Here is a 25,283-nt window from a genome sequence, read left to right as displayed (position 1 = left end):
CCACTGTAGGCGGGACGGGGGCCGGTCACACCGGCAGCAGGCGGGGTGCCGGGCAGTCCGGGTCGGCCTCCTGCAGCTCCAGCACCCACACCTCGTTCCCGCCCTCCCGCAGCACCGGTCCGGGAACGTACAGGGACCGCTGGGGCCCCACCGACCAGTAGCGGCCCAGGTTGAAGCCGTTGATCCAGACGAACCCGCGCGTCCGGCCGGGCAGCTCCAGCCGGGCGTCCCCGGCCCCGCGGACCATGACGGTGCCCCGGTACAGCCCCGGCGCGCCCTCCTGCGGCAGCGCGCCGAACCGCACCGCGTCCACGCCGTCGTCGAACGCGCACAGATCCAGCCCACGCGCGCGTACCCCGTGCAGATACTGCCGCTCGTGCAGGATGCCGCCGGTGATCCCCTTCGCCTCGCCGAAGCGCGGCCCGTAGTTCACCCGCCCGAGGGACTCCACCCACAGCTCCACGCGCGCGGGGCCCGCGACGGGCTCCTTCAGCCGCGGCTCCTCCTCGGTGAGCACCCCCGCCCGCTCCCCGTCGACGTACACCACCGCGAGGTCCCGCAGCCCGCGCAGGGTGAGCGGGTACGGCTGCCGGGGGCCGGGCACGTCCACCTCGTAGCGCACCAGGCCCCGGGTGACGTGCAGTTCCTCGAAGGTGGGCGGCACGGGGGCGACCGTCTCCTCGCCGCCCAGCGCCTCCAGGACCTCCCCCAAGGGCGCCCAGGCATCGAGGCTCACCTCCGCCGGGCGGCCCAACGGGGCGGGTGGCGGCGGCGGTTCGGGCAGCGGCCCTGAGTGGTACTCGGCCAGCACCTCGCGGAAGCGCCAGAACTTCTCCGCGGGGCGGCCGTACTCGTCCACCGGGGCGTCGTAGTCGTAGGAGGTCACGTCCGGCTCCAGCGGGCCCTCGTGCAGCTCGCCGCCGCCCCGGTTCGCGCCCGCCCAGCCGCCGAAACTCGTGCCGCCGTGCGCCATGTAGAGGTTCACCGACGCCCCGCACTCCAGGATCTCCCGCAGCGTCCCGGCGGCCTCCCCGGGGTCCCGTACGACGTGCTCGCCGGCCCAGTGGTCGAACCAGCCGCACCAGAACTCCATGCACATCAGCGGGCCTTCGGCGCGATGGCGGCGCAGCGTCTCGAAGGCCACGCGCGCGTGGGAGCCGAAATTCACCGTGGCGAGCACCCCGGGCAGCGAACCGCCGGTCAGCATGTGGTCCTCGGGGCCGTCCGAAGTGAACAGCGGGACCGTGACCCCCTTGGCGCGCAGCAGACCGGCCAGCGCCTCCAGATAGCCGGTGTCACTGCCGTAACTGCCGTACTCGTTCTCCACCTGCACCAGGATCACCGGGCCGCCGCGGTCGATCTGCCGGGGCACGACCTCGTGCATCAGGTGGTGGAACCAGTGCTCCACGCGGGACAGATACCGCTCGTCACGCGTGCGCACGCGCGTGCCCCCCTCGCCCGTCACCCAGGGCGGCACTCCGCCGTTCTCCCACTCGGCGCAGATGTAGGGACCCGGCCGTACGATCGCCCACATCCCGGCCTCCCGGACCGCGTCCAGGAACCGGCCGGGCGCCCGCACGTCCCGGTAGCCGCCCGGGACCGGCCAGTGCAGGTTCCAGGGCACGTACGTCTCCACGCAGTTCAGGCCCATCGCCCGCAGCATCGCCAGCCGGTGCCGCCAGTGCCCCTCGTGCACCCGGAAGTAGTGCAGTGCCCCGGACAGCAGCCGTACCGGCCGCCCGTCCAGCAGGAAGTCGGATTCCCCCACCGTGAACTCGCTCATGCGCCCCAGCCTCACCCCTTCCGGCGGTCCGCGCCATGGACGAAGATCGTCGCTGCTTGGACAGAAGTCCGCGGTCGCCGACGCCGGGAGGAGCACCGATGTACCAGACCTGGATGCGGTTCTTCAGCCCCGGCCCCGCCCACCACCGCCTCGGCCTGGTCTGCCTCGGCGTCGGCCTCCAGCACGGCGCCCTGCCCACGGTCGGCCCGCGCACCCTCGACCACCACGTGGCCGTCGTGATCAGCTCCGGCCGCGGCTGGCACCGGGGCGCCGACGGCCGCCGTACGGCCGTCACCGCGCCCGCGCTGCTCTGGCTCACCCCCGGCGTGCCCCACCACTACGCGCCCGATCCGGACACCGGCTGGGACGAGGGCTTCGTCGACTTCGCCGGGCCCGCCACCACGACGTACACCGAGCTCGGCTACATCGAACCCGAGCGGCCCGTCGTGCCGCTCTCCGACGCCTCCGGGCCCCGTGCCGTGGTCGCCCGCATCGCCCGCGCCGCCCGCCGGGGCAACCCGCTGCTGGAGGTGGAGACCGGCGCCGCCGTGCACGAGCTCCTCGTCGCCCTGCGCCGCGCCCACGCCGACCTCGCGCCGGACGGCGACCAGGTGCTCCAGGCGCTCGCGCGGGACGCCTGCACGCCGATGAGCGTCGCCGACCACGCGCGCGTGCACGGTATGACCCCCGCCGAGCTGCGCAGTGCCGTGCGCCGGGCCGCCGGCTGCAGCCCCAAGGACTACCTGCTCGGCATCCGCCTCGGCCGCGCCAAGGAACTCCTCGCCGCCACCGAGCTGCCGGTCGCCGCCGTCGCCCGGCGCGTCGGCTACGACGACCCCGCGTACTTCTCCCGGCTGTTCACCCGCCGTGTGGGCCTCGCCCCGGTCCGCTTCCGCGCCCAGCAGGGCCGCAGCGTGCCCGGCGGCTGGAGCGACCGCGTCCCGGACCCGGACGATCCGCCGATGATCCACTCTCCGGACAGCCCCGAGGCGCGGCCCGCGGAACCCATAGGGTGACCGGCATGACCACCAGCAACACCGGAACCGGTGACGTGGACCCTGAGGTCCGCCAGGAACTGGAGCGGCTGCGCGACAGCATCGACAACATCGACGCGGCCGTCGTCCACCTGCTCGCCGAGCGGTTCAAGGCCACCCAGCAGGTCGGCCGGCTCAAGGCCGTGCACCAGCTGCCGCCCGCCGACCCGGCCCGCGAGGCCCGCCAGATCGCCCGGCTGCGCCGCCTCGCCGAGAACGCCAAGCTCGACCCGGCCTTCGCCGAGAAGTTCCTGAACTTCATCATCGCCGAGGTCATCCGGCACCACGAGCGCATCGCCGAGGACACCGCGAACGGGCAGCAAGCGGACGCTTGATCCCCCTTCGTGCCGGTCGGCAGCGGCGAGTGAGCCGACGGGAGCGGCACGGAGTGTCGGGGTTGGACGGGGCGGCTGGGCGGGAGTGGGGGCGCGGGCAGCCGGGGGCTGGATGGGGAACGGCTGGACGGGGATGGGGCGGCCGGGAGCGGCGCGGGCGGCTCGGGCCGGAGCGGTACGGACCGGACGGGAGCTGCGAGCAGGCGGACGCCCAATCCCCTCGGTCCGGCCGACAACGGCGAGTGAGCCGACGGGGGTGGTCGGCAGCGGTGCGGAAGGTTGGGGCCGGACGGGGCGGCCGGGCGGGAATGCGGCGCGGGCGGCCGTGGGCTGGATGGGGAACGGCTGGACGGGGACGGGGCGGCCGGGAGCGGCGCGGGCGGCCGGGGCCGGACGGGAGCAGCGGGCCATGAGGCGGACGCCCAATCTCCCTCGGTCCGGCCGGCAGAGGCGAGCGACGGCGGCGGCCGGCAGTGGCGCGGAGGCTCGGGGTTGGCTACGGGCGGCCGGGGCTGGATGGGGAACGGCTGGACGGGGACGGGACGGTCGGTGGCAACGCGGGCGGCCAGGGGCCGGGCCGGATGGGAGCAGCGGGCTGAGAGGCGGACGTCTGATCCCCCTCGGCCGTGGCGCGGAGGGGCCGGGGCCGGAGCGCGGCGTCGGCGGTGCAGGGCCGGGCGAGGGAATGGGTGGGAGCGAGCGGGGTCTTTCAGGATCGGGGCGCGAGCGGCTGGGGACGGGTCACGTGGTCATGTTCGGTCGGGGGCGTGCAGAAGTAAGCGCGGTGCGGTCACGGGTGGTCGGGGGTGTGCCGGGCGGGGCAGCCGGGGTAGCGGGCACAGGGTGGGGCGGTGAGTCGGACATAAGCCGTGAAGCCGTCCGCCCCCTGTGCGCTGTCGGTGCGATCAGGCAGCATGGCCTGCATGTCCGTACTCACGCGCGATGAAGCGCAGCTCCGAGCACAGCTCCTCGACGTCCACCGCTACACCGTCGAACTGGACCTCACGACCGGGGACGAGACCTTCGACTCCCGCACCGTGATCCGGTTCACCGCGCGGTCCGCCGGGGACACGTTCGTGGAGCTGAAGCCCGCCGAGTTGCGCGCGGTGACGCTGGACGGGGAGCCCCTCGACCCCGAGTCGCTCGACGACGGCCGGCTGCCGCTGAAGAACCTCTCCGCCGGGGAGCACGAGCTGCACGTCGACGCGGCCATGCGCTACTCCCGCACCGGCGAGGGCATGCACCGCTTCACCGACCCGAGCGACGGCGAGACCTACGTCTACACGCAGATGTTCATGGACGACGTCCAGCGTGTCCTCGCCGCCTTCGACCAGCCCGACCTGAAGGCCGTCTTCGAGGTCTCCGTCAGGGCGCCCGAGGGCTGGACCGTGCTCGCCAACGGCATCACCGAGCAGCGCGCCGACGGCGTCTGGCAGGCCGCCCCCACCCCGCTGATCTCCACCTACCTCGTCGCCGTCGCCGCCGGCCCCTGGCACTCGGTGCGCACCGAGCACCGCGGACTGCCCTTCGGCATCCACTGCCGCCGCTCCCTCGCCCCCCACCTGGAGGCCGACGCCGAGGAGATCCTCGACGTCACGCGCGCGTGCTTCGACCGCTACCACGAGAAGTTCGAGGAGCCGTACCCCTTCGACTCCTACGACCAGGCGTTCGTCCCCGAGTTCAACGCGGGCGCCATGGAGAACCCGGGCCTGGTCACCTTCCGCGACGAGTTCGTCTACCGCTCCGCCGTCACCGACGCCGAGCGGGAGACCCGCGCCATGGTCATCGCGCACGAGATGGCCCACATGTGGTTCGGCGACCTCGTCACCCTCAAGTGGTGGGACGACATCTGGCTGAACGAGTCCTTCGCCGAGTACATGGGCTACCAGACCACCGCCGAGGCGACCCGCTTCACCGGCCCCTGGACCGAGTTCGGCGTCACCCGCAAGGCCTGGGGCTACGACGCCGACCAGCGGCCCACCACCCACCCGGTCGCCCCCGAGAAGGTCGACGACACGGCCTCCGCACTGCTCAACTTCGACGGCATCTCCTACGCCAAGGGCGCCTCCGCGCTGCGCCAGCTCGCCGCCTGGCTCGGCGAGAAGGACTTCCTCGCCGGCATCAACACCCACTTCGCCCGGCACAGGTTCGGCAACGCCACCCTCGCCGACTTCATCGACTCCCTCGCCTCCGCCACCGAGCGCGACGTGCCCGCCTGGGCCGACAGCTGGCTGCGCACCACGGGCGTGGACAAGCTCACGCCCGTCGTCGCCTCCGCCGACGGCACCTGCGCGCTGACCGTCGACCGCACCGGCAGCCGCCCGCACCGCCTCACCGCCGGCCTGTACGACCACGACGTCGCCGACGAGGGCCGGCTGGTGCTGCGCGAGCGCCTCGACCTCGACGTCCCGCAGCCCGACCCGCAGCCCATCGGCAAGCGCCCCGCGCTGCTCGTGCTCAACGACGGCGACCTCACCTACGCCAAGATCCGCTTCGACACCGAGTCCTTCGAGACGGTCCGCACCGGCCTGTCGGGCCTGCCCGACCCGCTCACCCGCGCGGTCGTCTGGAACGCCCTCAGGGACGCCGTACGCGACGGCGAACTGGCGCCCGCCGCCTACCTGGAGACGGCCCGCGCCCACCTCCCGCGCGAGACCGACCTCGCCCTGGTCCAGGGCGTCCTCGCCTTCGCCTCCGGCCAGATCGCCGACCAGTACCTCAGGCCCGAGGACCGCCCGGCCGCCCTGGCGACCCTCACCGCCCTCTGCCGCGACCTGCTGCGGCGCACCGAGGACGGCGACCACCCCGGCCTGCGGCTGCTCGCCGTACGGCACCTCATCGGCGTGGCCGCCCACCCCGACACCATCGCCGCCTGGCTCGCCGACGGCACGGTGCCCGGCGGGCCGGAACTCGACCCCGAACTGCGCTGGCGCGTCCTCGGCCGGCTCGCCGTGCTCGGCGCCACCAACGAGGCCGCCATCGCCGCCGAGCTGGAGCGCGACCCGAGCGCCACCGGCCAGGAGGGCGCCGCCCGCTGCCGCGCCGCCCTGCCCGACCCGGAGGCCAAGCGGACGGCCTGGGAGGCGATGTTCGCCGGCGACGACCTGTCCAACTACCTCTTCACGGCCACCGCCCAGGGCTTCTGGCAGCCCGAACAGGCCGACCTGGTACGGGAGTACGTGCCGCGCTTCTACGCGGACGCCGTCGCCCTCAGCGCCCGGCGCGGGCCCGCCATCGCGCAGGCCGCCGGCCGCTGGGCCTTCCCGGCCCACGCCGTCGACACCGAGAACCTGCGGCTCGGCGAGGCCTGTCTGCAGGGCGCCGACCCCACCCCGGCCCTGCGCCGCACCCTCGCCGACCGCCTCGACGACCTGGCCCGCGCCCTGCGGGTGCGCGGCGAGGAGACGCAAGAGGCGCAGGCGGCACGGGCGGAGTAGGTCCGTCGACGTAGGGCGCGGCTGGTCCCTGCCGACGATGCCGCGGCCCCGGTCGTCCCCCTAGGCTCGAGCCGTCAGAAGCGATCAGCCGAGCCTTCGGAGGCACCTTCCGTGATCGTAGTGACCGGCGCGACCGGCAACGTCGGCCGTGCCCTCGTCGACCGTCTCCTCGCCGCGGGCCGGCCCGTGCGGGCGCTCACCCGCGACCCGCAGCGGGCCGCCCTGCCCGCCGGCGCCGAGGTGGTCCGGTTCCGTCCGGACGACCCGGCCGCCCTGTTCGGCGCGGCGACGGCCCTCTTCCTGTACGCACAGGCCGGCGCGCCCGACCTCCTTCGAGCCGCCCGCGCCCACGGGGTGCGGCACGTCGTCCTGCTCTCCAGCGGCATCATCCAGGAGGGCGCCGACGAGACCCACCCCATCCACGTCATGCACGCCACCGTGGAACGGCAGATCCGCGACAGCGGGCTCGACTGGACCTTCCTGCGCCCGAACGCCTTCGCCACCAACGCCCTGCAGTGGGCGCCGCAGGTCCGCGCCGGGGACACCGTCCGCGGGGTCTTCGCCAACGCGCTCTCCGCGCCGATCCACGAGGACGACATCGCGGCCGTAGCCGAACGGGTACTGCTCGACGGCGGACACGAAGGCGCAGTGCACCGGCTGACCGGTCCCGAGGCGACCACCAACGCCGAGCAGGTCGCGGCGATCGGCGCGGCCCTCGGCAGGGAGCTGACGTTCGTGGAGACCGCCCCCCGCCAGGCGGGCCCGGAGCTGTTCCCGCACGTCCCGCCGCAGATGCTCGAACGACTGCTGCGGACCTTCCAGGAGACGGTCGGCGTACCGCCGGAGATCACCGGCACGGTGGAGAAACTCACCGGCACCCCCGCCCGGACCTTCGCCCAGTGGGCACGGGATCACGCGGAGGACTTCCGCGCAAAGGCCTGAGCACGCCCTTGCGCCGTACCCACTTTCGGGTTCCGGTCGTTGAACTTTCGGGACACACGGGGCGCTTCCCGTACAAGCTGGAAGCCCAAGGCCCCGTAAAGCCGGAAGCCAGGGTCGGTCCACGAGCGGAGGGACAGCCGATGAGCGGTGAAGAACTTCTGCGCACGCCGCCCCTCGCTTCGGGCCCGCACGGCCCCGACGCCCTGCGTCCCCTCCTCGGCACCGTCCTCGACGCGCTCGCGGCCGGTGCCCGGGCGCGCGGCGGGCCGTTGCCCGCCGGCGGACCGGAGGCCGTCGCCGCGCGCGTCGCCGACGTGCTCGGGGACGTACTCCCGGACCACGGCGACCCCGACGCCCTCCGCGCCCTCGTACACGCCCTCGCGGAGGGCGCCGCGGACCCCGCCGACCCGCTGTGCGCGGCCCATCTGCACTGCCCGCCGCTCGCCGTGGCCACCGCCGCCGACCTCGCCGTCAGCGCCCTCAACCCCTCCCTGGACTCATGGGACCAGGCACCGGCCGCCTCCGCCCTGGAGGCCGCGGTCACCCGCGCCCTCGCCCACGCCGCCGGCCTCGCCGACGCCCTCGTCACCACCGGCGGCACCGAATCCAACCAGCTCGCCCTGCTGCTCGCCCGCGAGGCGCACGGCGGCAGCGTGCGCCTCGTCTGCGGAGCCAACGCCCACCACTCGCTGCCGCGCGCCGCCTGGCTGCTCGGCCTGCCCGACCCGGTCGTCGTCCCGGCGGCCGGCGGCACCCTCGACCTCGCCGCCCTCGACGAGGCCCTCACCACGCTCTCCGGCCCACTGCTGGTCACCGCCACCGCCGGCACCACCGACGCCGGCCTCGTCGACCCGCTGCCCGAGATCGCCGGCCTGTGCGCCGCGCACGGCGCCCGCCTGCACATCGACGCGGCCTACGGCGGAGGCCTGCTCTTCAGCGACCGGCACCGGAGGAAACTCGCCGGGCTGGAAGCGGCCCACACCGTCACCCTCGACCTGCACAAGCTCGGCTGGCAGCCGATCGCCGCCGGCCTCCTCGCCGTCGCCCGCCCCGGCGAACTCGCCGTCCTCCACCAGCGCGCCGACTATCTGAACGCCGACGACGACACCGACGCCGGACTCCCCGACCTGCTCGGCCGCTCCCCGCGCACCACGCGCCGCCCCGACGTCCTCAAGACCGCGGTCACCCTGAAGACCCTCGGCCGCACCGGACTCGGCGCCCTCGTCGACCAGGTCTGCGCCCACGCACACGAGTTCGCCGCCCTGGTCCGGGAACACCCCGGCTTCGAGCTGTACGACCAACCCGTGATCAGCACCGTCCTGTTCCGCCCCGCGGACGCCACCGACGACGCCGTCGCCGCCGTCCGCCGCAGACTGCTGCACGAGGGCCGGGCCGTCCTCGGGCGCGCCCGGCTCGACGGCCGCCTCTGGCTCAAGGCCACCCTCCTCAACCCCCACACCCGGCCGGACGACCTGGCCCAGCTCCTCAAACTCGTCGAAGAAGGCACCCTCGCATGACCAACCCCCCACGACACGAGCCCACATCCCCCCGCGACCTGGTCGGCATCGGCATCGGCCCGTGCAACCTCTCGCTGGCAGCCCTCGCCCACCCGCTCGCCGAACTCGACGCCGTCTTCTACGAACAGCGCCCCGGCTTCGACTGGCACCCCGGCCTGCTCATCGACGGCGCCACCATCCAAGTGCCCTTCCTGGCCGACCTGGTGACCCTCGCCGACCCGACCAGCCCGTGGAGCTTCCTGAACTACCTCAAAGCCCACGAGCGGCTCTTCCCCTTCTACTTCGCCGAGCGCTTCCACCTCCAGCGCGCCGAGTACGACGCCTACTGCCGCTGGGTCGCGCAGAGCCTGCCCGGGCTGCACTTCCGCCACCAGGTCGACGCGGTCCGCTGGAACCCCGAACGAGACGTGTTCGAGGTCGACTTCACCCAGCTCGACGCCGAGGGCGAGGCCGAGGCCCTGGGCCGTACCTACACGCGCAACGTCGTCCTGGGCGTCGGCACCGCGCCCCATGTGCCCGATCCGCTCAAGCCCCTGGTGGACGCCCCCGGCGTGCCGGTCGTCCACGCCGCCGACTACCTGGACCACCGCGCCGAGATCCTCGCCGCGGACCACGTCACCGTCGTCGGCTCCGGACAGTCCGGCGCCGAGGTCTTCCTCGACCTGCTGCGGCACCGCCCCGCCGGACGCGAGAGACTGCACTGGATCGGCCGCAGCGAGGCGTTCGCGCCGATGGAGTACTCCAAGCTGGGCCTGGAGCACTTCACCCCCGACTACACCCGCTACTTCCACGCCCTCGCCGAACCCGTCCGGGACCGGCTGGTCGCCGCCCAGTGGCAGCTGCACAAGGGCATCGACGCCGGCACCCTCGCCACCATCCACGACGAGCTGTACCGGCGCACCCTCGACGGCGGCTGGCCCGACGCCGTCCTCACCCCGGGCGTCCGCGTCCGCACGGCGGGCCGCATCGCCAACACCAGGATCGAGCTCCACCTCGAACACCTCCAGCAGGACAGCCGCTCCCGGCTGACGACCGACGCCGTCGTCCTCGCCACCGGCTACCGGGAACGCCCGCTCGGCCGCATCCTCGCCGGACTCGCCCCCTACATCCGCCGCGACAGCAGCGAACGCCCGCGCATCGACGAGAAGTTCCGGCTCGTCCTCGACCCGTCCGTGACCGGCTCGGTGTACGTCCAGAACGCCGAACGGCACACCCACGGCGTGGGCGCCCCCGACCTCGGCCTCGCCGCCTGGCGCAGCGCCACCATCCTCAACTCCCTCACCGGAAAGGAGCCCTACCCGCAGCCCTCACGAACCGCCTTCACCTCGTTCGGACTCGAGGCACCCCCGCACCGCATGCCGCAGGCCCGCCAGGCACCGCGCCTGACACCACTGGTCGAGGGAAGGTGACGGGCGGCGGCCGCCCGACGCCGCCGCGCCACCTCCGCGATCAGAACACCGGCACGCCGTCCCGCACCAGCTTCCAGTCCGCCGACGCGAAGTCCTTCGGGTCCAGCACACCCTTCGCGGTGACCCACTCCGCGATCCGGGTGCGGATCTCCGTGGACTCCGACCACAGCTCCTGCGCGGTGGCCACGTGCGGGAACGCACCGCCGCCGTTCGCCCGGTAGTTGTTCACCGCGAGGACGAACCGCTGGGCGTCGTCCAGCGGGGCGCCGTCGAAGGTGAGGTTCTTGATCCGGGACCCGGCCGGCCGGGCGATGTCGATGTCGTACGACAGCCCCGAGACGTAGTCGTAGTTGTAGTCGGGGCGGCCACCGGCGTTGGTGAGCTTGTCCACGTCGACGGGTGCACCGGCGGCCGTCTGGACGTAGTACTCCGCCGAGTACTCCAGGTACGCCCGCACCTGAGCCCCCGTCAGCAGCTTGGCGACCAGCGTGTTGTCGTACACGTACAGACCCGACAGATCCCGGATGGTCACATCGCCGGCCGGGATCTCGGAGGTCCGGGAGAACGGCGAGGCCTGGGCGATCACCGGCAGCGAGGCGTACGAGGTGCCCGCGAGGGCCGCCTTGACCACGTCCTCCTGCACCTTGGTGATCAGGTCGATGATCGGGGCGTCCTTGTAGCGGGCCTCGACCGTGGTCAGCGTCTCGGTGGCCCGGCCCACCACCTGGTTGACGTACGCGACGACCCTCTCGTGCTCCTCCTTCAGCAGCCGGGTGATCTCCGGGTCGTCGGCGACCGTGCTGGAATTGCGCAGCGACGCGGAGACCGACTCGACCTCCCACCCGCCCCTGGCGAAGACCAGCTCGATGTCGAAGAGGGTGAGCCGCTCGGCGTAGCACAGCGGCTCGGAGAGCACGACCGTCCTGCCCGTCTTCTCGTTGACGACCTTCAGCTCGGGGATCTCCACGTGCGCGTGCCCGACCAGGATCGCGTCGATGCCCGGCACCTGCCGGGCCACGTCGGCGGCCGCGTTCTCCACGTACGGCACCTGGTCGCCGTACGACGAGGTGCCCGACGTACCCGAGTGCGCGGACACCACGACCACGTCCGCGCCCATCGACTTCAGCTTCGGCACCCAGCGCGCGGCCTGCTCCTCAAGCCCCGGGAACGCCAACTTGCCCTGCACATAGGCCTTGTCCCAGATCGCGATGCCCGGGTTGGTCAGACCCAGAACGGCCACCTTGACCGGCTTGGCACCGGGCACGTGGAACGTCTTCATGACGTACGGCGGGAAGGCGGGCCGCAGGGTCTTCGCGTCGACCGCATTGGCGCCGAGCAGCGGGAAGTCGAGCTGCTCCTCGAACTTCCGCAGGGTCTCGATGCCGTAGTTGAACTCGTGGTTGCCGAGCGCCGCCGCGTCGTACCCGATCGCGTTCATCGCCCGCGCCATCGGGTGCACCGGGCCGCCCTCGGCGGTGATCGGGTCGACCTTGGCGTAGTAATAGGTCAGCGGAGTGCCCTGGATGGTGTCACCGGCGTCCAGCAGCAGGGTGTTGCGGCGGCCCTTCTCCCTGCGCACCTCGTCGACCAGAGTCGAGATGCGGGCCAGCCCCATCGCGTTCCCGGCCTTGTCGGAGTACTCCGCGTCCTTGAAGTAGTCCCAGTTGAAGACATGGCCGTGCAGATCGGTGGTGCCCATGACGGTCAGGGAGTACCGCTTGACGGGGTGAACGGGCGTGCGGGGCTGCGCGGCCTCGGCCGCCGGAGCCGCCGCCGCGCCGGCGATCGCCACTCCCGCCCCCGTGGCGGCGGACTGCTTGATGAACTTCCGACGGTTCAAGGGCATCTCATGGTCTCCTCGTGGATCAGTCAACGACGCGCGTAGATTCTGACTTGAACATGACCCGCCACGCCAGACTTCACACGAGGGGAATTCGCTCATCGGAGCGAGTGACCGCACAATTCAACACTTGTCAATGACCCTTTACTCAAAGGTTGTTGAGTGGTCACGTGGGGCCGATTCTCTACCCGTGGGTAAGGCCTAGGCTCGACATATGCGCCGAGCAAAGATCGTCTGCACTCTGGGGCCCGCCACCGACTCGTACGACCAGATCAAGGCACTGGTCGACGCCGGAATGGACGTGGCCCGGTTCAATCTCAGCCACGGCACCCACGCCGAACACGAGGAGCGCTACCGGCGAGTGCGCAAGGCGGCCGACGAAACCGGCCGCAGCGTCGGAATCCTCGCCGACCTTCAAGGCCCGAAGATCCGGCTCGGCCGTTTCGCCGAAGGACCGGTACTCCTTGAACGCGGCGACACCTTCACCATCACCGTCGAGGAAGGCGTCGAAGGCGACCGCCACCAGTGCGGCACCACCTACGCCGGCCTCGCCGTCGACGTCACCACCGGTGAGCGCGTCCTCGTCGACGACGGCAAGGTCTGCCTCGAAGTCACCGCGGTCGACGGCCCACGCATCCGCACCCTCGTCGTCGAGGGCGGCGTGATCTCCGACCACAAAGGCCTCAACCTCCCCGGCGTCGCCGTCTCCGTCCCCGCCCTGTCCGAAAAGGACGAGGAGGACCTGCGCTGGGCGCTGCGCACCGGCTTCGACGTCATCGCGCTCTCCTTCGTCCGCAGCGGCGACGACGCCAAGGGCGTGCACCGCATCATGACCGAGGAGGGCCGCCGTCTCCCCGTGATCGCCAAGGTCGAGAAGCCACAGGCCGTGGCCAACCTCGACGACATCGTGGCCACCTTCGACGGACTCATGGTCGCGCGCGGCGACCTGGGCGTGGAGATGCCCCTGGAACAGGTGCCGATCGTGCAGAAGCGCGCGATCAAGCTCGCCAAGCGCAACGCCAAGCCGGTCATCGTCGCCACCCAGATGCTCGACTCCATGGTCGACAACGCCCGGCCCACCCGCGCCGAGGCCTCCGACGTCGCCAACGCGGTCCTCGACGGCACGGACGCGGTGATGCTCTCCGGCGAGACCAGCGTCGGCAAGTACCCGGTCGAGACCGTACGCACCATGGCCAAGATCGTCGCGGCCGCCGAGGAGGACATGCTCGCCAAGGGCCTGCCCCCGCTCACCGAGCGCAACAAGCCCCGCACCCAGGGCGGCGCGGTCGCCCGCGCGGCGGCGGAGATGGGCGACTTCCTGGGCGCCAAGTTCCTGGTCGCCTTCACCCAGTCGGGAGACACCGCCCGCCGACTCTCCCGCTACCGCTCCCCGATCCCCCTCCTGGCCTTCACCCCCGAACCGGCCACCCGCTCCCAGCTCAGCCTCACCTGGGGCGCCGAGACCTTCCTCGGCCCGCACGTCGACTCCACCGACGCCATGGTCGACCAGGTGGACGAGCTGCTGCTGAAGTACGGCCGCTGCGAGAAGGGCGACGTCGTGGTGATCACGGCGGGTTCCCCGCCCGGGGTCTCCGGCTCCACCAACATGGTCCGGGTCCACCACATCGGGGAGGACGACAGCCCGAAATAACCGGCCGGGCCTCCCTTTGTGGGGCCCTTGTCAGTGTTTGGGACCGACGTGGGTGTCCATGAGGGCCACGGAGGGTTTGCGGGCGATGGAGATGGTGAACGGATAGCTCCCGCGGGCCAGGGTGGTCCACTCGACGCCGACCAGGTCGAGGGCGTCCGTGAAGAGCTTCCGGATGTCGTCCGACTTGTTGGAGAAGAAGTAGCGCGGATATTCGTACCGCTTGCGCTCTCCGGCGACCATGCGTGTGGTCCAGTTGGTGATGCGGCAGCCGTCGGAGTGGATGAGGCCGCGGATGAACTCCCAGGGGTGGGCGTCGACGACGGCTTGCTGCCAGGGCTCCAGAATGATCGGCCGCTGGTGTTTCTTACCGGGGCCGTGCTGGGGGAAGAGGCAGTGCAGGTGCTTCGAGTAGACCTTCACGTTGCTGCAGCCGGTCTTTCGGACCCGGCAGACCCCGTTGTCCGGGAAGACTGCGCGCATGGCTGCCTCGCAGGCGTCCATGAGGCCCGGCCACGACTCAGTGCAGCTGATCATGAGGTTGGGGACGCGGTGCTGTGAGTAGTGGCTGATATGCCCGTCGCCGAGGTACAGGCCAAGCAGATAGCCGTACGCAGCCTCATCCAGCTGCCGTCCGTCGCAACGCGGACAGGGCGGAGCGTGACGGCCTGGGCATTCACCCCGCTTGGCCCGGTCCAGATGCTTCCAGTAGCCGACCGTCCCCACCGGTACGTTCAGCTTGCGGGCCACGTCAGCGTTCTTCGCATCGCCGCGTAGCAGAGTGAGGGCCGTCTGTCGTACCTCTGTGCCATGGAAGTTCATGCGGCCACTCTGGGTCACCGAACGCGGCCATATGCAGCAAACAGCGGAGGATCACGCGAATGTGATCCTCCGCTTCTGATCATGGTGCCCGGTGTGGGATTCGAACCCACATGCCCAAAGGGCACGGCATTTTGAGTGCCGCGAGTCTGACCAGTTCCTCCAACCGGGCAAGCTGGGAAGCCGTGGGAAGTGTACCGGTTCACCGCGCGTCCCCGCAGCTAGGTACCCTGCTGGAAGCAGAGCCCCTGCCCTGGACCAAGGAGCCTCAGTGACCGCCCCCGAGTCGCCCCAGCCCGTAGACGTGCCCGACGACGACAAGTCGCACGTGCCTCCGCTGACGACCCGTGTCGTCATCGCCGAGGACGAGGCCCTGATCCGGCTCGACCTCAAAGAGATGCTGGAGGAGGAGGGGTACACCGTCGTAGGCGAGGCCGGGGACGGTGAGCAGGCCGTCGAGCTGGCCCGCGAGCACCGGCCGGACCTGGTCATCCTGGACGTGAAGATGCCCAAGCTCGATGGGATCTCGGCCGCCGAGAAGATCGCCGAGGAGTCCATCGCGCCGGTCCTGATGCTCACCGCCTTCTCGCAGCGCGACCTCGTCGAGCGCGCCCGGGACGCCGGTGCGATGGCGTACCTGGTCAAGCCGTTCAGCAAGAGCGATGTGGTCCCGGCCATCGAGATGGCCGTCTCCCGTTTCACCGAGCTGAAGCAGCTGGAGCAGGAGGTCGCCGACCTCACCCAGCGTCTGGAGACCCGCAAGCTGGTGGACCGCGCGAAGTCGATCCTGCAGACCGAGTACGGTCTGACCGAGCCGGCCGCGTTCCGCTGGATCCAGAAGACGTCGATGGACCGGCGTATGTCGATGCAGCAGGTCGCGGAGGCGGTCATCGCGGACAACGAGGAGAAGAAGGCGGCCAAGAAGGGCTGACGGCCGGCCTGTACGGCGAAGGCCCGCGCCCCGGAGAAGGGGGCGCGGGCCTTCGCCGTCGTTCGGGTCAGTCCTCGCCCAGGTAGGCCTTGCGGACCGACTCGTCGTGCAGCAGGTCCTGGCCGGTGCCGGACAGGACGATGTTGCCGACCTCCATGACATGACCCTGGTCGGCGAGCGAGAGCGCCGCCTGGGCGTTCTGCTCGACCAGCAGGATGGTCGTGCCCTGGGACTTCAGCTCGTTGATCGTCGCCATGATCTTCTGCATCATGATCGGCGACAGGCCCATCGACGGCTCGTCCAGCATGAGCAGCTTCGGCTGGGACATCAGGGCGCGCCCCATCGCCAGCATCTGCTGCTCGCCGCCGGAGAGGGTGCCCGCGGCCTGCTTGCGCCGCTCGCCCAGGATGGGGAAGAGGTCGTAGGCGCGCTGGATGTCCTTCTCGATGCCTTCCTTGTCCTTGCGGAGGAAGGCGCCGAGCTGGAGGTTCTCGGCGATGGTCAGGCGGGGGAAGATGTGCCGGCCCTCGGGGGAGTGGGCGAGTCCGAGTGCGACGATCTTGTGTGCCGGTACGCCCGTGAGCGGTTTGCCGTCGAAGACGATCTTTCCTGACGTGGGCTTGAGCAGGCCCGACAGGGTGCGCAGGGTCGTCGTCTTGCCGGCGCCGTTGGTGCCGATGAGGGTGACGACCTGGCCGGCCTCGACGCTGAACGAGATGCCCTTGACGGCTTCGATCTTGCCGTAGGCGACCCTGAGGTCCTCGACCTCCAGCAGTGCGGTCACTGGGTCTCTCCCTTGGTGGTGCCGGTGCTCTCCGCGTCGGCGGACTCCGTCTCCGAGTCGGTTTCGGCTGTGTCTCCTGCTGTCGGTGCTTCGGCCTCGTCCGCCGCGGCTTCGGCCTCGGGCTGGGCGGCTTCGGCTTCGGCGGCCTCGACCTCGGCGACCTCCGCCGCTCCCGGCTCGCCCTCGAAGGGTTCACCGAGGTAGGCGGCGACGACGCGCTCGTCGGCCTGTACGACGTCGGAGGTGCCCTCGACGAGCTTCTCGCCCTGTACGAGCACGGCGACCCGGTCGCACAGGTTGAAGATGAAGCGCATGTCGTGCTCGATGACGAGGACGGCGATGCCCTTGTCCCGGATGGCGAAGACCAGTTCCTCGGTGGAGCGGGTCTCCTGCGGGTTCATGCCGGCCGTCGGTTCGTCGAGCAGCAGCAGGCCCGGCTCGCTCGCGAGGGCCCGTGCGATCTCCAGCTTGCGCTGCTCGCCGTAGGGCAGGTTGCGTGCGAGGTGGTCGCGCTTGGCGGCGAGGCCGACGAACTCCAGGAGTTCCATGGCCTTGGCCTCGGACTCCTTTTCGGCCTTGCGGAAGCCGGGGCCGCGCAGCAGGGCCGACCACAGGCCCTCCTTGGTCCGCGTGTGGCGGCCGACGAGGACGTTCTCCAGGACGGTCATGTTGGCGAACAGCCGGATGTTCTGGAAGGTGCGGGCGATGCCCGCCTGCGTCACCAGGTGCGGCTTGGGCGGCAGCACCTTGCCCTGGTAGGCGACCGTGCCCTCGGTGGGGATGTACAGGCCGGTGAGGCAGTTGAAGAAGGTGGTCTTGCCGGCGCCGTTCGGGCCGATGAGGCCGACGATCTCGCCGCTGTTCACCGTGAAGTCGACGGACCGGACGGCGGTCAGACCGCCGAAGCGCATCGTGACGTCACGGGCTTCGAGTACAGGTGTCGTCATGGTTCCTTACGCCCCTGCCTTGGTGACGGCCGGTTCGTCGGTCGGCGTCTTCTGTGCCGGCACGTCGAGCTGGTCGGTCTCGTGGAACTCCAGCTGGCGACGGCGGTTGGCGATGATGCCCTCGGGCCGGAAGCGCATCAGCAGGACCAGTGCGATGCCGAAGGCGAACAGCTCGTAGTTCTGCAGGAACTGGAGCTTTTCCGGGACCAGGTAGAGCACGCTCGCGCCGAGCAGCGGGCCGCTGACGGTGCCCATGCCGCCGAGGACGACGGCGGCGAGCAGGAAGGCCGAGTTGGGCGGGGCGGCGCCGGCGAACTGGTACGGCTGCGGGTTGACGCTGTAGTTGACGTGTGCCATCACGGTGCCGGCGAGGCCCGCGAGGGAGGCGCCGAGCGCGAAGGCGATGAGCTTGACCCGGAAGCCGTTGATGCCCATGGCGGTGGCGGCGGTCTCGTCCTCGCGGATGGCGATCCAGGAGCGGCCGATGCGGGAGTCGGCGGCGCGGGTGAAGACGAGGACGACGATCGCCGTGATGAGGAGCATCAGGAACAGGTAGTTGGCGAAGCGGCCGAGGGTGAGTCCGCCGACGTCGTGGGCGTCGCCCAGGTTGAACCCGAAGATCTTGATGTCGGGGATCTGGGTGATGCCGTTGGGGCCGCGCGTGACGTTCGGTCCGGAGTCGCCGTCCAGGCTGTTGACGGTGATGCGGAAGATCTCTCCGAAGCCGAGGGTGACGATGGCCAGGTAGTCGCCGCGCAGTCGCAGCGTGGGGCCGCCGATCAGGACGCCGAAGACGAGCGAGGCGGCCATGCCGGTGAGGGCGGCGGCCCAGAAGGGGAAGTGGACGTCGTAGGGGGAGTACTCGGAGCCGGAGACCAGTGCGGCGGCGTAGGCGCCGACGCCGAGGAAGGCGACGTAACCGAGGTCGAGCAGGCCGGTGAGGCCGACGACGATGTTCAGGCCGAGGGCGACGGTGGCGAAGATGAGGATGTTGACGCCGATGTTGGCGTTGTGGTCGTCGCTCTGCGTGAAGGGGAAGATCACGGCGGCGACGAAGGCCAGGGTGGTGGCGAAGCCCTTGTGGCGGGCGGACATCGTCGCGTACCGGTCGAGGAGGCCGGAGTGGACCAGGCCCCAGGCACCGAAGATGAGGACGAGCAGGAATCCGATGAAGGTCTCGCTGTCGTCGTCGTTGATGCCGATGCCGTAGGTGAAGACCACGAGGCCGAGAGCGGTGCCGAGGGTGATGGCGGCGCGCTCGGCGAGCGGCGAGAGCGTGCCGGGGCGGGGCTGGTCGGGCTTGGTGAGGTAGCCGCGCAGGCCCGTGCCGGGGGCCGGGTGGGGCAGGGCCAGGGCGCCGAGGACGGGCAGGGCGGAGGCCGCCATGGCCACGTAGGCGCCGGGGTCCAGGTTCACCAGGCCGCCGAGGTCGACGGCGATGGCGATGCCGGTGAACCAGCAGACGGCGAAGGCCGAGAGGGTGATCAGGAGGACCGGGGTGGTGGACCTGCCCGGGTTCAGCCAGTTCAGTCCGCGCACGTTCCACAGGGTGAGCCCGTACAGCAGGGTGAGGGCGCCTGCCGCGAGGGCGATGACCTGCAGGCCCGCCGGGTAGCCGTAGACCGTCAGGTCGCCGGGGAAGGAGGGGGTCCAGGTCCAGCTGAGGAAGGTGCTGGCGATGGTGCCGATCGCACCGGCGGCGATGAGCAGGCGGGCTGCGGCCGGGGGGAGCGGGACGGGCCCGCGCTCGGCCGGTTCGGGGGTGTGGGCGGTGGTCTCGGTGGTGGTGTCGGTCATGCTGCTCACGCCCTGTCCGCGACGCGTTCGCCGAGCAGGCCCTGTGGCCTGAAGAGGAGTACGAGGATGAGGAGGACGAAGGCCCACACGGGAGCCCAGCTGCCGCCGCCGAGTTGGTGCATGCCGGGGATGTCGGAGATGTAGGCGGTGGCCATGGCTTCGGCGAGGCCGAGGACGAGGCCGCCGAGCATGGCGCCGTAGATGTTGCCGATGCCGCCGAGGACGGCCGCGGTGAACGCCTTCAGACCGGCGATGAAGCCCATGTCGTAGGAGACCGAGCCGTACTTGAGGCCGTAGGAGAGGCCGGCGACGGCCGCGAAGAAGCCGCCGATGGCGAAGGCGATGACGATGATGCGGTTGGTGTCGATGCCCATCAGCTGGGCGGTGTCCGGGTCCTGGGCGGTGGCCTGCATGGCGCGGCCGGTGCGGGAGAGCCGGACGAAGAAGGCGAGGACCGCCATGCACACGGGGGCGGCGATGATGAGGAAGACGTCGCCGCTCTGCACGGTTACGGAGCCGAGGTGCAGCGGGCCGAACGGCAACTGTGGGAAGACGCGGGCGGACTTGGCGTCGCCGTCGACGTGGTACCAGTTGAAGACCGCCTGCTGCAGCGCGAGCGACAGGCCGATCGCGGTGATCAGCGGGGCGAGGCGTGGCGCGCCGCGCAGTGGTCGGTAGGCGAAGCGTTCGGCGCCGACGGCGATGAGTACGGCGACCAGTGCACCGCCGATCAGCATCGCCGGCAGGGCTATCCACATGGATATGCCGTCCGGCAGGACGAGGTAGACCGTGAGGGCGCCGAAGCCTCCGGTCATGAAGATCTCGCCGTGGGCGAAGTTGATGAGCTGGACGATGCCGTACACCATCGTGTAGCCGATGGCGATCAGCCCGTACATCGAGCCGAGGAACAGCCCGTTGGCCAGCTGCTGCGGCAGGGTGTTCACCGCATGGCCTCCATGTGGTGGGGAGAGTCAAGGGGGCGGTAGAAGGCGGGCCGCGCGGTGACGGTGGTCTGCGCCGCGCGGCCCTGGTGAGGCGATGTGTGTCGGTGGCTTACTTCGGGCTGGCCGTTCCGCTCTTGACGGACTTCCACTCACCGTTCTTGACCTGGTAGACGGTCAGCTGCTTGTTCGTGGTGTCGCCGTACTGGTCGAACGAGATCTTGCCGGAGATGCCGTCGAAGGAGGTCTTCTGGACGGCGTCGACGATCTGGGCGCGGGCGTCGGACGGAACCTTGCCGTCCTTCACGACCTGGCCGACGGCCTTGATGATGGCGGTGGCGGCGTCGTAGGCGTAGGAGCCGTAGGTGCCGTAGTCACCGGGGTACTTCTTGGCCTTGTAGGTGTCGACGAAGGTCTTGGCGGCGGGCAGGGTGTCGACCGGGACGCCGATGGAGGTGACCAGGTCGCCCTCGGCGGCCTTGCCGGCGGTCTTGATGTAGGTCGGGGTGAACATGCCGTCACCGCCGAACAGCGGGATCTTGGCGCCGGCGTCCTTGAGCTGCTTGGTCAGCACCTGGGACTCGTCGTACTGGCCGCCGTAGTAGAGCAGGTCGGCACCCGAGTTCTTGATCTTGGTGACCAGGGTGGAGAAGTCACGGTCGCCGGTGTTGACGTGGTCGGTGCCGATGACCTTGCCGCCCTGCTTGGTGAACTGCTCCGAGAAGATCTTGGAGAGGCCCGCGCCGTAGGTCTGCTTGTCGTCGACGACGAACGCCTTCTTCGCGTGGATGCCGTTGTAGGCGTAGTCCGCCGCGTAGGCGCCCTGCAGCTCGTCGGTGGTGGCGGTGCGGAAGTAGGTCTTGAACGGGCGGGACTTGCTGGTCTGCCAGTTCTTGCCCTGGGTGAGCTCGGGGTTGGTGTTGGACGGGGAGATCTCCACCAGGTTGGCGGTGGCGAAGACCTGCTGCATCTGCGTGGCCACACCGGAGTTGAGCGGGCCGACGACGCCGAGCACGCTCTTGTCGGAGACCAGCTGGGTGGCGTTCTGCTGGCCGGTGGCCGGGATCGCCTTGTCGTCCAGCGCCTTGATCTTGAAGGTGACGCCCGGGACCGTCTTGTTCTTGTTGGCGTCGTCGACGGCGATCTGGGCGCCGTACTGAATGCCCAGGCCCGTCGCGGAGTTCTGGCCGGTCAGCGGAGCGTCGACGCCGATCGTGACGGTCACGTTGCCGCTGTCGCCGCCCTTGCTGTCGTTGTTGCGGGAGCCGCAAGCGGTGAGAGTCAGAGCTCCGGTGGTCAGCACGGAGGTAAGAATCACCAGAGAACGCTGTCGCACTATCGATCCTTTCCGCAGGCACGTTCCGCCCCTTGGGGTGCGGAGCTGCCGCGCCGGTACCGAACTCCCTATGGAGCGGTGACTGGCCGTGACTCTAAGCGTGTGTGAGGAACGTGGAGGAGTGCTTGACCAAGGCTGTGACGCTCTTGTTATGACACGGGGTAATGCAGAGCGGTACTGCGTGGGGGGAAAGCAGGAATTAAGCCCGATTCACCCCGTCCGCATTCTGAGAACCTGCAGGCCTTGCCTGAATCGGTTCAGGCGTCTCGGCGGTTTTGGTGATTACACGACACCGTTGCTGCAGGCTACTTGCGTGGTCCCCGGGGGTGTTGCGCATCGGAGGGCGCGGACAGGGAAATATGAATGCCTATTGCATGCATATTACGCAGGGTTACGCGCAGGAAAAGGGAGTTGAGGCTGAAGGGGAGGGTGGAGGCGGGGGCGGAAGCCGGGGTGGAAGGCGAGGCTTCGGAACTTTTCCGCGTTTCCGCGCCGGGGACGGAGCCGCGTGCGGGCGGCCGGGCGCGGTGCGCTGCGGGCGCTGCGGGCAGCGGGCGGTGCGCGCATGTGGGCCGGGGCGGCCGTCCGGCGGGCCGAGCCGGCTGGGCCCCGAACAGACCTGGCGGCCCGTCAATTCAGTGGCGAGGCCCGCCCTTTGTATTCCGTGCCCGAGGCCCGCTCGGGGGCCGGCCGGCCCCGCCGGTCGTGTGTCAGGGGCGGGTGCCCTGGACGCGTGCGGCGTCGCTCTCGTTCACGTCCCGCAGCAGGCAGGTCAGCCGGGCGCTGCACACCCGGCGGCCCTGTTCGTCGCTGGTCACGATCTCGTACGTCGCCGTCGAACGGCCCCGGTGCGGGGCAGCCCCTTCGTTGGGCGGGATGGCTCGGCGGGGCTGGTCGGCCCCGTCGGTCGGTGTGTCAGGGGCGGGTGCCCTGGACGCGTGCGGCGTCGCTCTCGTTCACGTCCCGCAGCAGGCAGGTCAGCCGGGCGCTGCACACCCGGCGGCCCTGTTCGTCGCTGATCACGATCTCGTACGTCGCCGTCGAACGGCCCCGGTGCACCGGCGTGGCCACACCGGTCACCAGCCCCGAGCGGACCCCGCGGTGGTGGGTGCAGTTCAGGTCCACGCCGACGGCGATCTTCGAGCTGCCGCCGTGCAGCATGGAGCCGACCGAGCCGAGCGTCTCCGCCAGCACCGCGGAGGCGCCGCCGTGCAGCAGGCCGTAGGGCTGGGTGTTGCCCTCCACCGGCATGGTCCCGACGACCTTCTCCGCCGAGGCCTCCAGGATCTGCACACCCATCCGCGTGCCGAGATGCCCGGCCGAGAACAGGGCGGGCAGGTCCACACCGAGCGCGGCGTACTCGTCGATGACCTCCTGCGGGAATTGCACCTGCTGCTGCTCGCCCATGGGCCCGGCTCCTTCGTCGTACACCTGTCCGTATGGCTGAGCAAACGCTCAGTCGGTCGCCGATTGTTCCAGACGGGCGTCCGGGTCAGCGGTGTGACGTTCGAGACGTACGACCACGGACTTGCTGGCCGGGGTGTTGCTGGTGTCGGCGGTGGCGTCGAGCGGGACGAGGACGTTCGTCTCGGGGTAGTACGCCGCCGCGCATCCCCGGGTCGTCGGGTAGTGCACGACCCGGAAGCCGGGCGCCCGCCGTTCCACGCCGTCCTTCCACTCGCTCACCAGGTCGACGTACGACCCCTCGGCGACCTCGAGCGCACGCGCGTCCTCGGGGTGCACCAGCACCACCCGGCGGCCGCCTGTGATGCCCCGGTAGCGGTCGTCCAGGCCGTAGATCGTGGTGTTGTACTGGTCGTGCGAGCGCAGGGTCTGCAACAGCAGCCGGCCCTCGGGCAGTTCGGGGTACTCCACCGGCGCCGCCGTGAAGTTCGCCTTGCCCGTGGCGGTCGGGAAGCGGCGCTCGTCGCGCGGGGCGTGCGGCAGGGCGAAGCCGCCCGGCCGGGCCACGCGCGCGTTGAAGTCGTCGAAACCGGGGACCACGCGCGCGATGCGGTCACGGATCGTGGCGTAGTCCTTCTCGAACTCCTCCCACGGCACGACGCTGCTCTCACCGAGCACGCGGCGCGCGAGCCCGCAGATGATGGCAGGCTCCGACCTCAGGTGCGCGCTCGCCGGCGCCAGCCGCCCGCGCGAGGCGTGCACCATGCCCATCGAGTCCTCGACCGTCACGAACTGCTCGCCGCTCGCCTGCAGATCCCGCTCGGTGCGGCCCAGCGTGGGCAGGATCAGCGCCCGCGCGCCCGTGACGGCGTGCGAGCGGTTGAGCTTGGTCGACACGTGCACCGTCAGCCGCGCGCGCCGCATCGCCGCCTCGGTGACCTCGGTGTCGGGGGAGGCGGAGACGAAGTTGCCGCCCATGGCGAAGAACACCTTCGCCTCGCCGTCGCGCAGCGCGCGGATGGCCCGTACGACGTCGAAGCCGTGCTCGCGCGGCGGCGCGAACCCGAACTCCTTCTCCAGCGCGTCCAGGAAGGCCGGGGCGGGCCGCTCGAAGATGCCCATGGTGCGGTCGCCCTGCACGTTGCTGTGCCCGCGCACCGGGCACACGCCCGCGCCCGGCCGGCCGATGTTGCCGCGCAGCAGCAGGAAGTTGACCACCTCGCGGATGGTCGGGACGGCGTGCTTGTGCTGGGTGAGGCCCATGGCCCAGCAGACGATGGTGCGCTTGGAGGCGAGCGCCATGCCGAGGGCCTGCTCGATCTCCGCGCGGGTGAGGCCCGTCGCCTTCAGGGTCTCGTCCCAGTCGGCGGCGCGCGCGGCCTCGGCGAACTCCTCGAACCCGTGGGTGTGTTCGCGGACGAACTCCTCGTCGACCGCGCCCTGCGTCTCCAGGATGAGCTTGTTGAGGAGCCGGAAGAGGGCCTGGTCGCCGCCGATGCGGATCTGCAGGAACAGATCGGTGAGCGCGGCGCCCTTCAGCAGGCCCTGCGGCGTCTGCGGGTTCTTGAACCGCTCCAGGCCGGCCTCCGGCAGCGGATTGACGCTGATGATCCTCGCGCCGTTCGCCTTCGCCTTCTCCAGCGCGGAGAGCATGCGCGGATGGTTCGTCCCCGGGTTCTGCCCCGCGACGATGATCAGGTCGGCCTTGTGGAGGTCCTCCAGCAGGACGCTGCCCTTGCCGATGCCGATGGTCTCGGTGAGCGCCGACCCGGACGACTCGTGGCACATGTTGGAGCAGTCCGGCAGGTTGTTCGTGCCCAGCTCGCGCGCGAAGAGCTGGTACAGGAACGCCGCCTCGTTGCTGGTGCGGCCCGAGGTGTAGAAGACGGCCTCGTCGGGGGAGGAGAGCGCGGTGATCTCCTCGGCGACGATGTCGAAGGCGCGCTCCCAGCCGACCGGCTCGTAGTGCGTGCCGCCCTCGGCGAGGTACATGGGGTGCGTGAGCCGGCCCTGCTGCCCCAGCCAGTAGCCGCTCCTGGTCGCCAGGTCGGCCACGGAGTGCGCGGCGAAGAACTCCGGGGTGACCCGGCGCAGGGTGGCCTCCTCCGCGACCGCCTTCGCGCCGTTCTCGCAGAACTCCGCCTTGTGCCGGTGGTCCGGCTCCGGCCAGGCGCAGCCCGGGCAGTCGAACCCGTCCTTCTGGTTCACCCGCAGCAACGTCAGCGCCGTGCGCCGCACACCCATCTGCTGCTGCGCGATGCGCAGCGTGTGCCCGATGGCGGGCAGCCCCGCCGCCGCGTGCTTCGGCTCCGCGACCTGCGGCGCGTCCTGAACCGGATCACCCTTGGGCGGCTTCGTCGCCATCGCACGCTCCCCTTC

General features: G+C 70.9%; 18 protein-coding genes, 1 tRNA gene and 1 pseudogene. 8 read left to right on the top strand and 12 right to left on the bottom strand.

All coding sequences use genetic code 11. The annotated features are described in order from the left end of the window. Positions 1–25: 25 nt before the first annotated feature. Positions 26–1,783: a glycoside hydrolase family 35 protein gene (locus ACQPXS_RS14530; protein ID WP_433449609.1), complete on the bottom strand. Its 1,758-nt coding sequence runs from the start codon at positions 1,781–1,783 to the stop codon at positions 26–28. A 98-nt stretch (positions 1,784–1,881) separates the two neighbouring features. On the opposite strand from ACQPXS_RS14530, the gene ACQPXS_RS14525 reads away from it, so the two are divergent. The 6 genes from ACQPXS_RS14525 to ACQPXS_RS14500 all read left to right on the top strand — a co-directional run bounded on the left by ACQPXS_RS14525 (position 1,882) and on the right by ACQPXS_RS14500 (position 10,457). Next, a complete protein-coding gene (locus tag ACQPXS_RS14525; RefSeq protein WP_433449608.1) occupies positions 1,882–2,799 on the top strand; it encodes a helix-turn-helix domain-containing protein in 918 nt (305 codons plus the stop codon). 5 nt (positions 2,800–2,804) lie between these two features. Beyond that, the gene (locus ACQPXS_RS14520) at positions 2,805–3,152 is read left to right on the top strand and encodes a chorismate mutase (protein WP_433449607.1); all 348 of its coding nucleotides are present in this window, start codon (positions 2,805–2,807) and stop codon (positions 3,150–3,152) included. Between the two features lie 923 nt (positions 3,153–4,075). After that, entirely contained in the window at positions 4,076–6,589 is a 2,514-nt protein-coding gene (gene pepN / locus ACQPXS_RS14515; protein ID WP_433449606.1) for an aminopeptidase N, read from the top strand. Between the two features lie 111 nt (positions 6,590–6,700). After that, the gene (locus tag ACQPXS_RS14510) at positions 6,701–7,531 is read left to right on the top strand and encodes an NAD(P)H-binding protein (RefSeq protein WP_433449604.1); all 831 of its coding nucleotides are present in this window, start codon (positions 6,701–6,703) and stop codon (positions 7,529–7,531) included. Between the two features lie 140 nt (positions 7,532–7,671). Further along, positions 7,672–9,048 (top strand): pyridoxal phosphate-dependent decarboxylase family protein, encoded by a 1,377-nt coding sequence (locus ACQPXS_RS14505; RefSeq protein ID WP_433449602.1) that lies wholly within the window; start codon positions 7,672–7,674, stop codon positions 9,046–9,048. Beyond that, positions 9,045–10,457 (top strand): lysine N(6)-hydroxylase/L-ornithine N(5)-oxygenase family protein, encoded by a 1,413-nt coding sequence (locus tag ACQPXS_RS14500; RefSeq protein WP_433449601.1) that lies wholly within the window; start codon positions 9,045–9,047, stop codon positions 10,455–10,457. The genes ACQPXS_RS14505 and ACQPXS_RS14500 overlap by 4 nt, the downstream gene beginning before the upstream one ends. 40 nt (positions 10,458–10,497) lie before the next feature. On the opposite strand, the gene ACQPXS_RS14495 is transcribed toward ACQPXS_RS14500, so the two are convergent. Beyond that, a complete protein-coding gene (locus ACQPXS_RS14495) occupies positions 10,498–12,303 on the bottom strand; it encodes a bifunctional metallophosphatase/5'-nucleotidase (RefSeq protein WP_351800613.1) in 1,806 nt (601 codons plus the stop codon). Positions 12,304–12,511: 208 nt separating this feature from the next. On the opposite strand from ACQPXS_RS14495, the gene pyk reads away from it, so the two are divergent. After that, positions 12,512–13,948 carry a pyruvate kinase gene (gene pyk, locus ACQPXS_RS14490; RefSeq protein ID WP_433449599.1) on the top strand — a complete coding sequence of 479 codons (1,437 nt, stop codon included), beginning with the start codon at positions 12,512–12,514 and terminating at the stop codon, positions 13,946–13,948. 30 nt (positions 13,949–13,978) lie between these two features. On the opposite strand, the gene ACQPXS_RS14485 is transcribed toward pyk, so the two are convergent. After that, positions 13,979–14,767, bottom strand: a complete 789-nt coding sequence (locus ACQPXS_RS14485) for a helix-turn-helix domain-containing protein (protein WP_433449597.1) — start codon at positions 14,765–14,767, stop codon at positions 13,979–13,981. An 82-nt stretch (positions 14,768–14,849) separates the two neighbouring features. Then, a tRNA-Leu gene (locus ACQPXS_RS14480) sits at positions 14,850–14,936 on the bottom strand. Between the two features lie 99 nt (positions 14,937–15,035). Here ACQPXS_RS14480 and ACQPXS_RS14475 point away from each other — a divergent pair. After that, positions 15,036–15,695: an ANTAR domain-containing response regulator gene (locus ACQPXS_RS14475; protein ID WP_366808274.1), complete on the top strand. Its 660-nt coding sequence runs from the start codon at positions 15,036–15,038 to the stop codon at positions 15,693–15,695. Positions 15,696–15,762: 67 nt separating this feature from the next. Here ACQPXS_RS14475 and ACQPXS_RS14470 read toward each other — a convergent pair whose 3' ends face one another. The 8 genes and pseudogenes from ACQPXS_RS14470 to ACQPXS_RS14435 form a co-directional block, all read right to left on the bottom strand. Continuing rightward, a complete protein-coding gene (locus ACQPXS_RS14470; RefSeq protein WP_351800624.1) occupies positions 15,763–16,479 on the bottom strand; it encodes an ABC transporter ATP-binding protein in 717 nt (238 codons plus the stop codon). Beyond that, on the bottom strand, positions 16,476–17,426 hold the full coding sequence (locus ACQPXS_RS14465) for an ABC transporter ATP-binding protein (protein WP_433449595.1): 951 nt from the start codon (positions 17,424–17,426) through the stop codon (positions 16,476–16,478). Before ACQPXS_RS14465 ends, ACQPXS_RS14470 begins: the two co-directional genes overlap by 4 nt. 6 nt (positions 17,427–17,432) lie before the next feature. Continuing rightward, complete coding sequence (locus ACQPXS_RS14460) at positions 17,433–19,223, bottom strand: branched-chain amino acid ABC transporter permease (RefSeq protein WP_433449593.1); 1,791 nt, start codon at positions 19,221–19,223, stop codon at positions 17,433–17,435. A gap of 5 nt (positions 19,224–19,228) precedes the next feature. Next, positions 19,229–20,167, bottom strand: coding sequence for a branched-chain amino acid ABC transporter permease (locus tag ACQPXS_RS14455; RefSeq protein WP_351800630.1), 939 nt, complete (start codon positions 20,165–20,167; stop codon positions 19,229–19,231). A 109-nt stretch (positions 20,168–20,276) separates the two neighbouring features. Then, positions 20,277–21,500 (bottom strand): branched-chain amino acid ABC transporter substrate-binding protein, encoded by a 1,224-nt coding sequence (locus ACQPXS_RS14450; protein WP_433449592.1) that lies wholly within the window; start codon positions 21,498–21,500, stop codon positions 20,277–20,279. Positions 21,501–22,210: 710 nt separating this feature from the next. After that, positions 22,211–22,351 (bottom strand): annotated as a pseudogene (locus ACQPXS_RS14445) (thioesterase); the annotation flags it as partial. Between the two features lie 64 nt (positions 22,352–22,415). Then, entirely contained in the window at positions 22,416–22,907 is a 492-nt protein-coding gene (locus ACQPXS_RS14440; protein WP_433449590.1) for a hotdog fold thioesterase, read from the bottom strand. A gap of 48 nt (positions 22,908–22,955) precedes the next feature. Continuing rightward, positions 22,956–25,268 (bottom strand): FdhF/YdeP family oxidoreductase, encoded by a 2,313-nt coding sequence (locus tag ACQPXS_RS14435; protein ID WP_433449589.1) that lies wholly within the window; start codon positions 25,266–25,268, stop codon positions 22,956–22,958. Positions 25,269–25,283 lie beyond the last annotated feature (15 nt).

Origin of the sequence: Streptomyces sp. CA-142005, from assembly GCF_050942335.1 — a bacterium.
Lineage (GTDB): Bacteria > Actinomycetota > Actinomycetes > Streptomycetales > Streptomycetaceae > Streptomyces.
This window is presented reverse-complemented; position numbering and strand designations above follow the sequence as displayed.

Coding starts and splice junctions, on each gene's coding strand:
- ACQPXS_RS14525 (WP_433449608.1), top strand. CDS start 1,882: ATGTACCAGACCTGGATGCGGTTCTTCAGCCCCGGCCCCGCCCACCAC.
- ACQPXS_RS14505 (WP_433449602.1), top strand. CDS start 7,672: ATGAGCGGTGAAGAACTTCTGCGCACGCCGCCCCTCGCTTCGGGCCCG.
- ACQPXS_RS14465 (WP_433449595.1), bottom strand. CDS start 17,426: ATGACGACACCTGTACTCGAAGCCCGTGACGTCACGATGCGCTTCGGC.
- ACQPXS_RS14485 (WP_433449597.1), bottom strand. CDS start 14,767: ATGAACTTCCATGGCACAGAGGTACGACAGACGGCCCTCACTCTGCTA.
- ACQPXS_RS14460 (WP_433449593.1), bottom strand. CDS start 19,223: ATGACCGACACCACCACCGAGACCACCGCCCACACCCCCGAACCGGCC.
- ACQPXS_RS14500 (WP_433449601.1), top strand. CDS start 9,045: ATGACCAACCCCCCACGACACGAGCCCACATCCCCCCGCGACCTGGTC.
- ACQPXS_RS14495 (WP_351800613.1), bottom strand. CDS start 12,303: ATGCCCTTGAACCGTCGGAAGTTCATCAAGCAGTCCGCCGCCACGGGG.
- ACQPXS_RS14520 (WP_433449607.1), top strand. CDS start 2,805: ATGACCACCAGCAACACCGGAACCGGTGACGTGGACCCTGAGGTCCGC.
- pepN (WP_433449606.1), top strand. CDS start 4,076: ATGTCCGTACTCACGCGCGATGAAGCGCAGCTCCGAGCACAGCTCCTC.
- ACQPXS_RS14435 (WP_433449589.1), bottom strand. CDS start 25,268: ATGGCGACGAAGCCGCCCAAGGGTGATCCGGTTCAGGACGCGCCGCAG.
- ACQPXS_RS14440 (WP_433449590.1), bottom strand. CDS start 22,907: ATGGGCGAGCAGCAGCAGGTGCAATTCCCGCAGGAGGTCATCGACGAG.
- pyk (WP_433449599.1), top strand. CDS start 12,512: ATGCGCCGAGCAAAGATCGTCTGCACTCTGGGGCCCGCCACCGACTCG.
- ACQPXS_RS14530 (WP_433449609.1), bottom strand. CDS start 1,783: ATGAGCGAGTTCACGGTGGGGGAATCCGACTTCCTGCTGGACGGGCGG.